Annotated in this window: 12 protein-coding genes and 1 riboswitch; of the genes, 7 read left to right on the plus strand and 5 right to left on the minus strand. The window is 47.3% G+C overall.

From position 1 onward, the window contains the following. The first annotated feature begins 48 nt into the window (after nucleotides 1–48). The 3 genes from QP775_RS13830 to QP775_RS13840 all read left to right on the plus strand — a co-directional run bounded on the left by QP775_RS13830 (nucleotide 49) and on the right by QP775_RS13840 (nucleotide 2,987). Nucleotides 49–978, plus strand: coding sequence for an alpha/beta hydrolase (locus tag QP775_RS13830; RefSeq protein WP_285106808.1), 930 nt, complete (start codon nucleotides 49–51; stop codon nucleotides 976–978). Nucleotides 979–1,121: 143 nt separating this feature from the next. Beyond that, complete coding sequence (locus tag QP775_RS13835; RefSeq protein WP_239330319.1) at nucleotides 1,122–1,655, plus strand: GNAT family N-acetyltransferase; 534 nt, start codon at nucleotides 1,122–1,124, stop codon at nucleotides 1,653–1,655. 264 nt (nucleotides 1,656–1,919) lie between these two features. Continuing rightward, nucleotides 1,920–2,987 (plus strand): transglutaminase domain-containing protein, encoded by a 1,068-nt coding sequence (locus QP775_RS13840; RefSeq protein WP_285107285.1) that lies wholly within the window; start codon nucleotides 1,920–1,922, stop codon nucleotides 2,985–2,987. Between the two features lie 178 nt (nucleotides 2,988–3,165). Here QP775_RS13840 and QP775_RS13845 read toward each other — a convergent pair whose 3' ends face one another. The 3 genes from QP775_RS13845 to QP775_RS13855 all read right to left on the minus strand — a co-directional run bounded on the left by QP775_RS13845 (nucleotide 3,166) and on the right by QP775_RS13855 (nucleotide 7,232). Then, a complete protein-coding gene (locus QP775_RS13845; protein ID WP_239330315.1) occupies nucleotides 3,166–4,203 on the minus strand; it encodes a cytochrome d ubiquinol oxidase subunit II in 1,038 nt (345 codons plus the stop codon). Further along, entirely contained in the window at nucleotides 4,200–5,546 is a 1,347-nt protein-coding gene (locus QP775_RS13850) for a cytochrome ubiquinol oxidase subunit I (protein ID WP_239330695.1), read from the minus strand. The genes QP775_RS13845 and QP775_RS13850 overlap by 4 nt, the downstream gene beginning before the upstream one ends. A 237-nt stretch (nucleotides 5,547–5,783) precedes the next feature. Then, complete coding sequence (locus QP775_RS13855) at nucleotides 5,784–7,232, minus strand: amino acid permease (RefSeq protein WP_285106811.1); 1,449 nt, start codon at nucleotides 7,230–7,232, stop codon at nucleotides 5,784–5,786. 125 nt (nucleotides 7,233–7,357) lie between these two features. Beyond that, a riboswitch (Lysine riboswitch) is annotated at nucleotides 7,358–7,548 on the minus strand. 138 nt (nucleotides 7,549–7,686) lie between these two features. Here QP775_RS13855 and QP775_RS13860 point away from each other — a divergent pair. Further along, nucleotides 7,687–9,555 carry an ABC transporter ATP-binding protein gene (locus tag QP775_RS13860; protein WP_285106813.1) on the plus strand — a complete coding sequence of 623 codons (1,869 nt, stop codon included), beginning with the start codon at nucleotides 7,687–7,689 and terminating at the stop codon, nucleotides 9,553–9,555. Between the two features lie 82 nt (nucleotides 9,556–9,637). On the opposite strand, the gene QP775_RS13865 is transcribed toward QP775_RS13860, so the two are convergent. Both QP775_RS13865 and QP775_RS13870 read right to left on the minus strand, forming a co-directional pair. After that, a complete protein-coding gene (locus QP775_RS13865) occupies nucleotides 9,638–10,324 on the minus strand; it encodes a response regulator (protein ID WP_285106815.1) in 687 nt (228 codons plus the stop codon). Between the two features lie 26 nt (nucleotides 10,325–10,350). Next, nucleotides 10,351–11,508, minus strand: a complete 1,158-nt coding sequence (locus tag QP775_RS13870; protein ID WP_285107287.1) for a sensor histidine kinase — start codon at nucleotides 11,506–11,508, stop codon at nucleotides 10,351–10,353. A 271-nt stretch (nucleotides 11,509–11,779) separates the two neighbouring features. On the opposite strand from QP775_RS13870, the gene QP775_RS13875 reads away from it, so the two are divergent. Genes QP775_RS13875 through QP775_RS13885 form a run of 3 tightly spaced genes read left to right on the plus strand, consistent with a single transcriptional unit; the run spans nucleotide 11,780 to nucleotide 15,037 of the window. Continuing rightward, the gene (locus QP775_RS13875) at nucleotides 11,780–12,727 is read left to right on the plus strand and encodes an ABC transporter ATP-binding protein (protein ID WP_285106817.1); all 948 of its coding nucleotides are present in this window, start codon (nucleotides 11,780–11,782) and stop codon (nucleotides 12,725–12,727) included. 13 nt (nucleotides 12,728–12,740) lie between these two features. Beyond that, nucleotides 12,741–13,898, plus strand: a complete 1,158-nt coding sequence (locus QP775_RS13880; RefSeq protein WP_285106819.1) for an ABC transporter permease — start codon at nucleotides 12,741–12,743, stop codon at nucleotides 13,896–13,898. Beyond that, the gene (locus QP775_RS13885) at nucleotides 13,895–15,037 is read left to right on the plus strand and encodes an ABC transporter permease (RefSeq protein ID WP_285106821.1); all 1,143 of its coding nucleotides are present in this window, start codon (nucleotides 13,895–13,897) and stop codon (nucleotides 15,035–15,037) included. Before QP775_RS13880 ends, QP775_RS13885 begins: the two co-directional genes overlap by 4 nt. Nucleotides 15,038–15,207 lie beyond the last annotated feature (170 nt).

The raw sequence follows: 15,207 nt of genomic DNA on the forward strand, positions 1-15,207 counted from the left end.
AGACAACTGCAAGGCTGCTGAATCGGATGAGATAGAGGAGGCGTAGACATGAGCATAATCATTATCGTCATTACTGTGGCAGCAATATTGCTTCTAGCATGCTGGAGCGTGATATGGTGGCTTGCTGCCAAGAGTCAGTCTCCTCGCAGAGCTCCGATTCACCGCAAGCCGGAGCAGCGCTACGATACTGTAACGTTTGAGGGGAATGCACAGTTAACTGGCTGGCTGGTCTGGCCAGACGAAATCAAGCATTCGTCGAGTGACAAGCAAGAGCGATATCCTGCAATTGTGATCTCGCATGGATGGGGGTCTAACAGAGCCCGCGTGCTTCGATACGCAGATCGATTGTCAGATGCGGGATATGTCCTGCTGCTGTACGATGTGACCAGCCATGGGGAAAGCGAAGCAGTCAGAGCGCCTTCCGCCCTGCTGTTTCGCGACGATATAAAGGCTGCGGTTCAATATTTGCGGAATCGCCCCGAGATTGATCCAGCACGAATCGGTGTTCTGGGGCATTCATTGGGCGGTTTCGGCACACTTCTGGCACTTGATGAGGGACTGGAGGTGGCAGCAATCGTCACGGATTCGATGCCGTCCAAGCCTTTTACAATGGTGGCTGCCGAGTTGAGAAGGCGCAAGCTGCCATTATTCCCGCTCGCATGGATGATTCCACGAATATGGCTTTGGCGAGCACGTATTCCATGGGCAGATTATGACGGCTTGGATCTGGCATCTACACTTTGCAATAATGCACATAAGGGCGATGCTCAAGTTCCGGTGCTGATGGTGCATTCCAATGGTGATACGTTTATTCCGGCAACGGAACTGACAGGGACAATTCAACGTTTGCCGTACCAGCAGCCGCATGTTCTGGTAGATACACCAGGACACAGCTGTTCCGAGCAAGATGAGCGGTTCTGGGACGCGGTGCTGCCGTTTTATGATACGTATGTTAAAGACAGACCGGCAGCGGTATAGACATACGAGTGAATGGATGCTGTTGTTTGCTTGTAAATATATAGTATAATATGCATATCTTTTGTTACGAAGGGACTGAACGATGCGCAGATGGATATCAATATTTTTAACCAAACATTTTGATAATAATGGAGGTAAAAGTGTTGATTACAGAGTTGTATACAGACAGATTATGTCTGAGACAAATGCAGGCAGCAGACTCGTCCAGCTTGTTGACCATCTGGTCTGATCCGGATGTGACCCGATTTATGAATATTAGTCCTTTTACGAGTGAAGAACAGGTAGTCGCGATGATTACATATTTAGATGAACTTGCCCAGACTAACCAAGCTATTCGGTATACGATGGTTGATCTGGAATCTCGTGAAGTGATTGGCTCCTGTGGCTATAACGAGCTGGACTTCGAACACGGCAAGGTCGAGATAGGATATGATATTGCCAAGCCATGCTGGGGCAGAGGTTATGCTGTCGAAGCGGTCAGCTGCCTGGTCGAGCATGCATTTAGAGAATTGAATTTGCATCGGATTGAAGCAAGAGTAGAACCGGCCAATCTTAATTCCATTAAAGTGCTGCAAAAGCTCCACTTTACGTATGAAGGCACACTTAGACAGTGTGAACGTTCTAAAGGTTCATTTAATGACCTTCAGATGTACTCGCGGTTGTCTACTGATGTGTAGTTTACTGGGACATTTTGCTCCCCGTGAATAAAGTTAGCTTATATGCTGTCCAGCACTGTTGGCAGGATGATTTATAGAGAAGCCATCACCTCATGTTCATCGTGAGGTGATGGCTTTTTTTATGGGCAGGGGTTGTAATGTTGAGCTTGTGCAAAGCCAGATGATCAAAATACTGCCATTTCAAAAGTATTTTCAGTCAATTCACGTCTGCATTCGCCAAATAGTTGGGGTTCCAACCTGCTCAAATATGCCATTGTGAAGAGAATGAGAAGCGGCATAGGTTGCGTCTTGACAGTCAATGTCGAGTGGGAGCGAACAACAGCGAATGGCAATAGTAACAACATTCCCATAACTAGACAGTGTTCTCACAAGGGCTATGATACCATTCTTATCACCGCATCCGTAAAGGGCTTGCCAGTACCGGAGGTGATCGTATTGAATGGGAAAGTGTGTCGGCATCACGTTGGTCAAGCCCCTGATCATGTGGGCATGCAGCTTAGACGAGTTCGTCCGAAACGATTATGGAGCAAAGTGATACGAGGCCTGCTGGTTACGCTTTTGCTGCTTCTGTTTGTCTTTCAGACCATATCATGGTCTACAGCGCAAGCGGAATCTGCCAAGATGAGCTTTAGTGAATCGACTTCAATGAGACAGTGGATTACAGAACAGTTGGCTGAGCGTGAAGGCTTGTTTGCATTTAACTATAGTGGAGATACAGGGAAGCTGACCGCAAATTTGTCTGAGGCCATAAATGTCGCTCTTCACTCAGATCCCTTTATTCGTTATAATGTCAGCCGTTATTCTTTTCATTGGAAAGGTTCAGAGCAGTCGGCATTGGTTACAGTGACCGTTGAATACCGTGAAACGTATGCAGAGTCTTTATATGTCCGCCAAGAGGCAAAACGAATCGTTAAGGAACTGCTGCCCGTGAAAGTGTCCGACTATGAGGCAGTGAAGAGGCTCCACGATTATGTCGTACTTCATGTTGCTTATGATGAAAGCTTGAAAAAGTTTACCGCTTACGAGGCGTTAGTAGATAAGAAGACCGTATGTCAAGGTTATGCTTTGTTGATGCAAGCCTTGCTGGAAGAAGCGGACATACCAAGCATTGTGCTGGAAGGTCAGGCTGGAGATACGCTGCACGCTTGGAATGTCGTGCAGGTGGAGGGGCTATGGTATCATCTCGATACGACGTGGGATGATCCGGTGCCAGATCAGAAGGATGGAATTCGGTACACTTATTTCTTACTGTCAGATGAAGAAATGAGGATTGATCATAGTTGGGATTTATTAAAAGCACCCCGTGCCGACAAAGCTTTTTCTATAAAATAAGTGCATTATGACAGGTCGGCAGGAACGTGTCGAGTGAGATTGTACGGAATAAGCAGGTATTAGAATAGAACATAACGCAGAAGTCCCTCTAGTTCGAAATGTCATGTCTATCGAACTAGAGGGACTTCTTTATTGTGCGACTTAGAGATGCAGATTGTTATGTTATTCCCTGTGCTAACTATTCTTGTTTAAGGTAACGCTTATCTTTCAAGAACAGTTTCCAAAACAGTATAAATACAGGGATAAGCAGTATTGTACTAACGGTATAACCGATCAGGAGTGAGCGGAACATGGCCGGATTAGTGATGCCGGACTCCAATGTGACATACGGATATAGAATGTATGGCAGATGTGCTCTACCATATGCGAAGCTGGCTATTGCATACTGTATAGCAACACAGATTACCGTAATACGGGTGCGTCCAATAGAGCCGTCTGCTCGCTTCACGAACAAGAAGAAATAGCCAACAGCAAAAGCAGCTATGGACAGCAGGAACCATAGCATCTCATGCTTCAGGTTCTCGACGAGCCAAGATGCTTCAGCTGGCATGGACCAGGTGACCAGCAAGGCCGTCAACAGATTAAGCGGCCCGAAAATGACAGCTAGACGACGATAGACACGGTATGTGGATGCATCGTGCGCCTCCTGTGCATAATCCGCCAGAAACAAAGCGGAAAAGAACAGTTCAGTTGCATAACCGAAGGCGAGATGTGCATACAACGTAGGGCTTTTCAACAGAGCGCCGTAGTCCAAGGCTAAGGCACCATCCGGCAGTTCCTCTACAAAGCCGCCAAGTGTAACGGCTAGTACACCGACAAGCAGGCCGGGGATGAGCAGCCCGGTTATACCCGATATAATTCGGAGCGTACGGCCGTATTTGGATACTGAGTATGCATATACCATAAAGGCGCTTCGTATGGTCAGCAATATAAGCACAAGGCAGACGGGGACGAGCAGCAAGGAAGCCAGTGAATAGGTAGCTCCGGGGAAAAAGCCAACCAGAGCTACCACAAACAAGACAAGAAATGTATTTGTTACTTTCCAGGATGGTGACAGGAAGTTGTTGGCGACTACAGCAGCTCGCGCATCCTTATCGTTAGTGTCGCGACCGAACAGCATGGACCAGAAGCCTGCTCCAAAATCGACTGATCCAAGCAGTGAGTAAATAAACAAAAACACCCACAGAATGGTAATGGCAATCGTAGCATCTGTCATAAGGAGGCCTCCTTGTGCTCACGCAATTCAGACGACACTGGATGACGCTTGAAATAGAATCGCATGACAAGTGAAGTCAGGATAAGCAGCAGCACATAGACAGACACAAACAGCAGAAAGAGAGTGCCCATGCTGTCACTTTTCAGAGCAGCTTCCGATGTGCGTTGTACATGGTAAATGGTCCATGGTTGTCTAGCTGAGCAGCTGAAAATCCAGCCAATCTCAATGCCAAGCAGCGATAGGGGGCCTGTCAGTGAAAAGACGTATACGACCCAGCGCGGAAATTGCCGTTCAGACTTGCGGTAGATGAAACGCCAAAATACCGTAAACAGGGCGAGTGCTAACAGGCCAAATCCGATTCCTACCATTAAGTTAAATAACGTATGGACGAAAAGTGGCGGCCAGTCTTCACGCGGGACTTCGTTTAATCCCTTTACTTCGGTATCAAAGGAGTTTCCTGCCAAAAAGCTGAGAAAACCAGGAATTTCGATGCCGTACTTCACGGTCTGCGTGTCTGCATCCACAATGCCGCCGATCAGCAGCGGCGCATGCCTTGTCGTCTCGAACAGCGCCTCGGCTGCGGCCAGCTTCTCAGGGTTGTTGCGGTGCAAGGCTTGGGCTGTCTCATGGCCGTTAATGGCCGTCAAAAGTGACATGATCAAACCAACGACGATACCAAGCATCAGGCCTTTACGATGATAGGCAATAACTCGCGCTTCCTGATTGCGCTTCAGCAAATAATAAGCTGCACTGGTCACGATAAAAAAGGCACCTGTCATATAGCTGGTTGTAAGCACATGCAGCGCGGAGGTGAAAAAGCTAGGATTAAAGAAAGCTGCCCACGGATCAACATCTGTAATCTGACCGTTAATAATCTTAAATCCTGTAGGTGTATTCATCCAGGCCTGCGCGTCCGTGATCAGGACGGCTGACGCGCTGGCCCCGACCATGACAAAGAAGACACTCAGCAACCGCAAGCCGTTGGACAGTCTGTCCGCTGCGTAGATGTAAATGGCCATAAACAATGCTTCAAAGAAAAAGGCCCACATCTCGATTTGGAAGGGCAGCGCAATGACCTGCCCTACAATTTCCATGAATCCGGGCCAAAGCAGTGCTAGCATGACACCAACAATTGTGCCCGATGGAATCGCAACACCAAGCAGTATGCCAAGCGCCTTTGTCCAACGGCGGGCAAGAATCGCGTAATCTCGGTCTTTACGCCTCCAGTACATGATCTCCGCGCACACAATCATAAGGGGCAATCCTACGCCAAGCGTGGCAAATATAATATGAAAGGCCATTGAAGTGCCAAACAAGGCACGGGCCATCGTTACTGCATCCACGTCTACATCAACCATCCTTCCGCCATTTTCCAATTTACGGTCTTAGTGTGTGGATGTAATACTCTTTTTATGCAACAGTTTCCATCTAGTTTATAGTGCTGCTAACTGTGCAACTGGTGTGGGTTGTGGTCTATGTGCAAATAGCATGATAGTTGCACAAAAAAAGCCCGCCGCAACCTTAAAGTAAGGGTCGAGACGAGCTTGATAACATTTGTATAAATTAGAATTGTTACATGTTTAATCCAATTGGCATTGCTCCAATGGAATGATTTTAGTCTTATGTTTTAACTTGTAGCCCAGCCATACCAGCAGGAACAGCGGTAAACCGATGTAAGGCATAAGCAGGTCAAGCCAGTGATAGTCACCACTTGTCACAATAGGCAGTGATTGGCCGATGATGACGACAATACACAAGGCAAAGGCGAATAGAGGCCCAAATGGGAACCAACGCGCCGTATAGGCCAAGTCGGCAAGACTTCTGCCTTTTTTTACGTAGGCGCGACGGAATCGATAGTGGCTGATGGCGATGCCTAGCCATGCAATAAATCCACACATTCCGGATGCGTTCAAGAGCCAGAAATAGACGACGCCATCACCAAAGAAAGAAGCCAGAAATGCAATCATACCAACTGCACTTGTCATGAGAATAGCGTTTACTGGAATGCCACGCTTGCTCAATTTGCCCAAGAAACGAGGCGCTTTCCCTTCCTTGGCAAGTACCCATAAAATACGTGCAGAAGCGTACATGCCGGAGTTGCCGGCAGACAGTACCGAAGTCAGAATAACAGCATTCATCACAGAAGCGGCAAAAATAATGCCCGCTTTTTCAAACACTAACGTAAATGGACTTACACTAATATCGGTAAGATCACCCTTAAGCAAGTTCGGACTTGTGTAGGGGATCAGCATGGCAATTACAAAGATAGCTAAAATATAAAACAATAGGATACGCCAGAAAATTTGGCGAATGGCACGTGGAACACTTTCTCGTGGGTTATCACTTTCACCAGCTGCTACCCCTACGAGTTCAGTTCCCTGGAATGAGTAACCTGCCGCCATAAAGACCCCGAGCAGTGCAAAAAATCCGCCATGAAACGGCGCGTCGCCTATCGTAAAGTTGTCGAACCCGATAAAACCAACTTTTTCGCCGCCAAGAATACCAAAGATCATGAGAATACCGACGCCGAGAAAAATAATAACGGTTGTAATCTTGATAATGGCAAACCAGTATTCCGATTCTCCATAGCCTTTAACAGACAGGAGATTCAAGAACATGATAATTCCAAGAAACAGTACGCTCCAAAAAAAGGAGTTGCTGGAAGGGAACCAATATTTAATGATCAGGGTTGCTGCTACTAATTCAGAAGCGATCGTAATCGCCCAGTTAAACCAGAAATTCCAGCCGAGCGCAAAGCCAAGCGCTGGATCGACAAATCGAGTTGCATACGTGCTGAAGGAGCCGGATTCCGGCATATACGTTGCAAGCTCTCCCAAGCTTGTCATCAGAAAATAAACCATAATGCCGACCGCGGCATAAGCGAGTAGTGCTCCGCCCGGTCCTGCTTGCGCAATAGCGCCGCCGCTGGCAAGAAAGAGGCCTGTTCCGATGGAACCGCCAAGCGCGATCATCGTAAGGTGTCTCGTCTTGAGATGCCTTTTTAATTGTTGTTGGTTGCCTTGACTCATGAGTCCAGTTCACTCCTTAATACGTGTAGTATGAGCTGGAAAGGAGCAGGTTACAACACAAAAAAACCGATAAAAGCGTTAGATGCTTAAACGGTTAATCCTATGCCGTCCCCATCATACCCTTCCTTAAAGATAGCGCACCATGCAGATACGGGTAATACTTGCATGACAGTGCTGCACCTTTCGGCAACAGCCCCAACCCTTACGCCCGGAAGCGGACCTATGGATTTCGGCGGTCGTTCCTTTTCCGCGGCATCAGCGACACTTCCTGTCTCCGCCGGCGGTACTCCTAACGATCGCAACCTCTACCTCATCAGAATTGGATGAGGATTTATTTGCACTATGATGATGCAGCGCATCATTTTTACAATATACTGAACAGTATATAAGATGGGGTTTGGCCTAAGCAACCATAAAAATTTTACATATTTTTATATGGCTGGAGGGGGATTACATGCGTCATGCATGGGACGGGAGCACGATTCGATATCGTGAGCCTAAGCATTCAGGGGATCAGACGGAAGTCGATGAGGTACCATTTAGCAGAATTTGGGGGTTGTTCCGACCATATGGCGGTCGACTGGTATTTATTATAAGTTTGGCGCTTGGAGCGGCCATCATTGGCTTGCTGCCTCCGCTTGTAATTCAGCGAATTATTGATGTGTCGATACCAGCGAGAGATACAGGTGCGCTGATCATGATGGCGGGACTTCTGGTCGCACTACCTGTGTTAAGCGGGGTCATTAGCGTATGGCAAAGCCACTTGAACACGCAAGTAACACAAAGCATTATGGCCAATTTGCGAGAAGGCTTATTTAGCAATCTACAGCGTCAATCGATAAGTTTCTTCACCGCTTCACGTTCTGGTGAAGTTATACAGCGGGTGACAGATGACGTTGCTGCCATACAAAATGTGGTCACAAGTGTCATTGTTTCCTCCCTGACGCAGGCGGTTATAGTGGTGACCACAGTCGTGATATTATTTGCACTCGATTGGCAGCTTGCGTTGATTGCCGTTTTTATTTTGCCATTATCTATGATTCCAGTTCGTAAAGTATCCAAGATCCGGAAGAGACTGCGCGGTGAGACACAACGCGTAAGGGCAAATATGTCCTCCCAGCTTGGAGAAGTGTTTGGTATCTCTGGAGCTACGCTAACTCGTATATTTGGTAGAGAGGCTTCGCAGGCAGAACAGTTTAAAGCGCAAAATAAGCAGGTTATGAACCTTGAAATTAGGCTGAATCTCGTCGGCCGTTGGTTTTTTATGTTTGTGACGACGCTAGGCCCGCTTGGCACAGCCATTATTTATTTGTATGGGGGATACGCGGTGATGCAGGGTGAGATGTCAATTGGGGCTATAGTAGCGTTTGCTGCTTATTTGTCCCGCTTGTACCAGCCCTTTGGTACTTTGCTTAATTTGCAAATTGAGGTTAATACGGCAAAAGCGGTATTTCAACGTATATTTGAATATATGGATATGAAGCCAGCCGTAACGAATCCTGAAGATGCACTTCCTTTGCCGCAAGTGATGGGGAGGATCACATTTGATAATGTATCGTTTGGCTATGACTTGAACGATGAAGCTGTACTGAAGCATGTGTCGTTTGATGTACAGCCAGGTGAAATGATTGCATTGGTAGGTCCCAGTGGCGCAGGGAAGTCTACGCTTATTCAATTGATAAGCAGGTTGTACGACGTGACTGGGGGCGCGGTTTGTATCGATGGCTTAGATGTCCGAGATGTACAGATAAAGGAACTACGCGCACAAATTGCATATGTCACACAGGAGTCCTTTATGTTTCATGCGACGGTTAGAGACAACCTCAGGTTTGCCAAGAAAGGGGCGACGCAAGGGGAACTGGAAAATGCTTGCCGGCAGGCGCATATTCATGATTTAATCGCAAGCCTGCCGCAAGGATATGACACGATAGTTGGCGAACGCGGGCACCGTCTGTCAGGCGGTGAGCGCCAGCGACTGGCGATTGCGCGCGCGATTCTGAATGATCCGCGCATTCTCATCTTGGACGAAGCAACTTCGCATCTGGACTCTGAATCAGAGGCCTATGTCCAGCAAGCGCTGTCCGAACTGATGAAGGGGCGAACAACCATTGTGATCGCCCACCGTTTGTCGACCATTCTGACAGCGGATCAGATTTTGGTCGTTGAGGAAGGATGTATCGTAGAGCGTGGACATCACGCAGAGCTGCTTAAGTTGGACGGACTGTACGCGTTGCTGTACGAGACACAGTTCCAAGGGAAGAGCGAATACAGCGAGAGTACGAGGGCAAGAGCAGCACAGCCGAAAATAAGGGCAAGTACGTAAAAACAAGCCGCAAGTAGTTAGAAGCACCTAAAAGCATTTAGGATTTAGCATTTAGAAGTCAGTCCTACAGCAGTTACTTGTGCTAGGCGTGGTCACGCTGCTTCCAATACCAGATAGCCAACTGTGTTCGGTCACGAAGTGAAAGTTTGGACAATATGTCAGTTACATAATTTTTAATGGTTCCTTCGCTTAAAAATAGGGCAGAGGCAACTTCTTTATTTGTCATTCCGTCCGCAATATGTTTAATGACGGCTTGCTCTGACGGGGTCAGGTCGAAGCTGCTCCAATTAGGTCTGAGCGAAGCTGCACCGGAAGTGTGCATGGCCGCTTCCTGCTGTTTCGGTGTCTGAAGAAGCTGAGTCAGCTTCAGCGCTATGGCAGGGTCCATAAGCACGTTCCCTGCATGCACGCTGCGTATCGAATCAATTAGTCGTTCGGGAGGGCTGTTTTTTAGGAGATAGCCGTTTGCTCCATACCTCAGCGCGTCAATAATGTATTGCTCATCGTCAAACGTAGTTAAGATAAGCACGCGTGTGGAGGGACTGCCGCATTTTACGAGGCGTGTGCCCTCTACACCATCGTATTCCGGCATCCGCATATCCATTAGGATCAGATCTACGGCTGTAGCTGCTGCAAGGTCCGCGGCTTCACGGCCATTGCTGCAAGTTCCTATTACCTCTATATCGGGCTGCAAATTAATGATTAATTTTAAGCTCTCACGTATAAATATATCATCATCACAAATGACGAGTCGGATTGACTTGTTCATCGTCTTGTGTCCCCTTTAACGTTAAATTAGGATGTCCCCTCGAGAGTACCTGTATCATGCAGCGGCACAATGGTCCGAACCAAAAATGCGGGTTCAAATACGGTCTCCACCCGCCCCTTCAGAGCGGAGGCCCGATCATTCATTCCTCTAATTCCCATTCCTGCGGCAATCAAAGTCTCAGGAATCTTTCCATTATTGGACACTTCAAGAATGAGCCGATCCGGTTCATATTGAAGCATCAGATGAACTTCAGTCGCGTCTCCATGACGGATAGCATTCGTAATTGCTTCTTGCGCGTTACGAAACAACGTGATCTCCATGCTTGGGTATAAGGTGTATGGGATACCCGCTATCTGATAGGTCACCCGCAGATGGGAATTGCCACTATCAAGCGCAAGCTTTTCAAGCGAATAGGCACGAATGCTTGCATCAGAAGGCTTAATACGCTTGACGGTGGAGCGCATCAGTTCCATGCATCCGCTTAATTGGTCTCGTACTTCCGAGAACAGTTTTACGGACTGCTCGGGATTCATACGTGACACTTCAACAGAGGCATCCATCATCATCTTTAATCGGACGAGCTGATGTCCAAGTTCGTCATGCAGATCATGCGCGATCCGATTGCGCTCTTCTGCCTGAGCGATATGTTCTACCATGCGCGCGTACTGCATCACTTCTTGTCTTGCCTGCGTTAACTCATACGTTTGCCTGCGAAGGTCATCGTTGTTGTCCAAAATCGTTTTGTGTAGCCGCTGCTGATAAAAGGTGTGCATGACAAAAGCGGCGACAGCCAGCATGCAGATGTTCATGACGACATACCACATTGGCTCATGAGGCTGCAGCGCGAGGTTCATTCCAATCCAAGCGGTAGAACAGCCGCCAAAGGCCATGGAACGGGACCAGTGTGTAGGCAGAGATATGACCGAAGCCATCATAAGGAACGCGAGTATGCCGGAACAAGTATACGTCAGCCAGCCGGCTGTTACGATCTCGCCGAGAAAGATGAGCAATTGCACATAAGGCCCACCCCATGCTCGACGGAATTCGGTTAAGCCCATGATCAGCAGACCACCAAACATATAATGCTGCACATCATCCCCCTGGTAAGGAAAGATGTCCGAATACAATACGTATACAAACGGAACAAGAGTAAAGCTGTATCGCAACAAAAACTGCATCCACACGGCCAAGAGTGTATCGACTCCTTTGTTTCTCTTTCTTTCATCGTCTCGTTTATTTGATTTATTATATCATGCTGGAGGAGAGTCATATGGCGAACGGATGTAAATATGACTTAAGTCATCCCTATGAAGTGACTTGCTCTACCTGATGTAAAGACAGGAATGGGATATATTTGAACCAAGAACCGGATATGACGATAAGTGTTGATTGAACTCGGGATAACGAGAAAGATCCGATATGAGTTGACTGCAAAATAAGGGAGGTTGTATGTACATGAGCTTGTTGCGCATTGAGCAAGTCGTAAAGCGGTTTGACAGCCGCGTAGCGGTAGATCATTTAAATATTCAGATCGAAAAGGGTGAAATATACGGACTTCTTGGTCCTAATGGAGCGGGCAAAAGTACGACTATCCAGATGATTACGGGGCTGCTTCCCATTGATAGTGGCGATATCGTGTTGGAGGGGAAATCGGTTAAACAATCCCCGCTTCAGACGAAGCGCAAGATTGGCATCGTGCCGCAGGATCTGGCTATCTATGAAATGATATCTGCAAGACATAATGTGCTTTACTTTGCACGCTTGTATGGACTTCGCGGCAAGCTGCTGCAAGAACGGGTTGATGAAGCCTTGGAACGTGTCGGGCTGCTTGAACGACAGCATGATTTGGCATCTTCATTCTCGGGCGGCATGAAGCGTCGACTTAATATTGCTTGTGCGATTACACATAGACCACCACTCATCATTATGGATGAACCAACGGTAGGGATTGATCCGCACTCGCGCAATCACATCTTGGACTCGGTGAAGAAGCTGAACGAGGATGGTTCTACGATTATATATACGAGCCATTACATGGAAGAGGTGTCTGCTGTGTCCACTCGAATCGGCATCATGAATGACGGGCGGCTTATCGCCACCGGGACGGAAGCGGAGCTTCGCCAACAGTTCGGAACAGACGATAAACTCACGATTGAGACCGTTGAAGCGCTCGAGCACAATGGGGCGGCAGCTATTGACGAACTGCAGAAGCACCCACATGTTCGTCAAGTAAGTTTGGTTGGAAATACGATGGAGCTCTTGTTAAAGCCAGGGGAAGGAAGTTTACAAGATATTTTGTTTATTATGACAAAGCATCAACTGTCGATCCGCTCGATGAAGCGAGAAGAGCCCAATCTGGAGACGCTGTTCTTGACGCTAACTGGACGCCAACTCAGAGACTAAGGAGGAGTTACGGGTGACAATATGGACAATTGCACGTCATGAGCTGGCGCTTCGCTACCGTGATAAAGGATCCAATATTCGCAATTTTATAATGCCGGTGTTGCTTATTTTTCTTCTCGGCTCTTCCTTGTCAGGGATGGAAGTCTTTCAGCAAACGGAACGTGAGATCAAGGTGGTTAAAGTAGGTGTCGTTCAACAGGATACAGGTGCATTAAAAAAAGCGTTTGAGGCTTGGACGAAAGATGAACGAGTGATGAAGTATGCAGCATTCAAAAGTTATTCGGATCGTAAGGAGCTAGATAATGAATTAAAGGATCAGCGAGTTGATTATGGGATAATCGTGCCCGCTGCAGAGGTATCAAGTCGTCTTCCTCTTAAGCTGGTGACAATACGCGGGAACGATAGTGTTGCTAATATGACTATGGAGACGATGTTTGAATATTTTGTTAGTGAAATGGGTGCGGTTCAAACCATAGCTTCCTTGCAGCCTCATGAAAAAATAGAGTTCAAGCCGACAGAGACTGTCAGTGCGGTAAATGCTACAAATGGTGTTGTGGTGGGAACGACAGCTGGCCGATCAGTTAGCGCAATGCAGTACTATTCCGTGTCCATACTAGTCATGTTCTTATTTTATACGGGGCTGAGTTTTGGGGCATCCATGTATAAGGATCGGGAAAATCGAACGTTAATGCGTATGGTGGCCGCTCCTACTAGACCGTATGAGATTGCACTCGGCAAGATGTTGGGCCATTTTATAGTTGGGCTTGTTCAAGCTGCCGTCATCGTGTTCGTATCCCGCTTCGTGTTTGGAGTGGAGTGGCATGGGGGTTTGGGGATCATAACGGCTGTCGCAGCTTTGATCATCTTTTGTTCTCTTTGTATAGGCTTACTGGCAGTTGGTTGGTTCAAGAATCAGGAAACGATGTTCTCTTTTATGCAGACCTTGATCATTTCGATGGTTGCTGTCAGTGGTGGTTACGTTGTGATCCCGTCTATACAAGAATCAATCGGCATTTATACGATCCCATACTGGGGAATGCAGTCTTTGCTGGATATGATGATGGGAAAAGGTTCCGTGCAGGTATTTGCATCGGTGCTTAAGCTGTCGTTTATTACGGGAATTATAGCTGTGATCTCATTTCTTCTTCACCGAAAGGCGGTCATCCGATGAACACTTTTCATATTGCACGTCACTTTATATACCGACTGCTCATGAATAAACGTTCGTGGGTCTTTACATTTATATTACCCTCCTGTCTGGTTGCTTTTATTATGTTTCAAGTTAATGTACACCAGGAAGCGAAGCCTGTGGTTGCATATGTTGATCAGGATGGAAGCGTGTGGTCCAAAGCACTGCTTAAGCAGTTGGGCGAATCGTTTGTGTTGTCGGCTGAGTCCGATGCTGGCTTAATGGAAACCAAATTAACGGACCGAAAGTTGAGCCACGCTTTACTTATCCCTCAAGATTATGGTGATCGTCTGATGGCTGGTCAAATGCCGAACGTACGACTGATGCGGCTTGGTGTAAATGAAAGCAGCGTGATGATCCAATTGGCACTGGAGCAGCGAACACGAGAATGGGCTGCATTGGCATCGGCGTTGGCGCAATCCGGTAAGTTGGATAGTGAGGCACATGCCGAGCAGGGCATACATGCCTACATGAACAATAAACCTGTAGTAGAGAAGCTGGATAACAGTCAGAAAATACCTGTCAATTTACGAATTTCCATGGGACTATTTATGATGTTTATGTTGATGACAGGCTTGAATTCGATCACAGTCATGCTGGAGGATAAGCAGAAATATACGATGATTCGCACGTATGCAGCTCCAGTTCGATCATGGGAGATTTCTGTCGGATACTTTGGAGGCGCGGTTGTGTACGGTTCAATCCAGATTGGTATTGTTTTATTATTAACAAGGGTGCTGCTCGGTATTGATATGGGTATATCGGGTATCGAGCAATTTATGTTCTTGGAGTTGTTTCTATGGGCGGGACTTAGCATTGGCTGTATGCTTGGCGCACTGTTTCCGAGCTCGGAGGCCTATGCTCAGATTGGATTTGTGTTTGTGGTGCCAACAAGTATGCTTGGAGGCTGCTACTGGCCAATATCTATTATGGAGCCTTATATGCAAAAGGTTTCTTATTTTGTCCCGCAGCGATGGGCGTTGGATGCGATTGAAAAGTTAGCATCTGGCGGCAGCATGGCGTCAGTTATGATCCACGCCGGTGTACTGCTCTTATTTACAATTATATTTCTTGGCATCGGTTCAGCTGCCCTGCGGCCGTCGAATAGAAGTGTGGCATAGAACGTGGAGAAGCCTCACTATTTCAAACTTAAGGCAACGGCTAAGCCTTTAGGTCCTCGCGCAGCGGGGGCCTCTTTAGGTTGGAACTGTCAGTAGGGAGCCATCATAAAGACGTTTGCGGATGTAATGGATGAAGAAAACGCTGCGAGTGTGATAAGTATTCCATTATT

Source organism: Paenibacillus sp. UMB4589-SE434, assembly GCF_030226685.1.
GTDB lineage: Bacteria > Bacillota > Bacilli > Paenibacillales > Paenibacillaceae > Paenibacillus_B.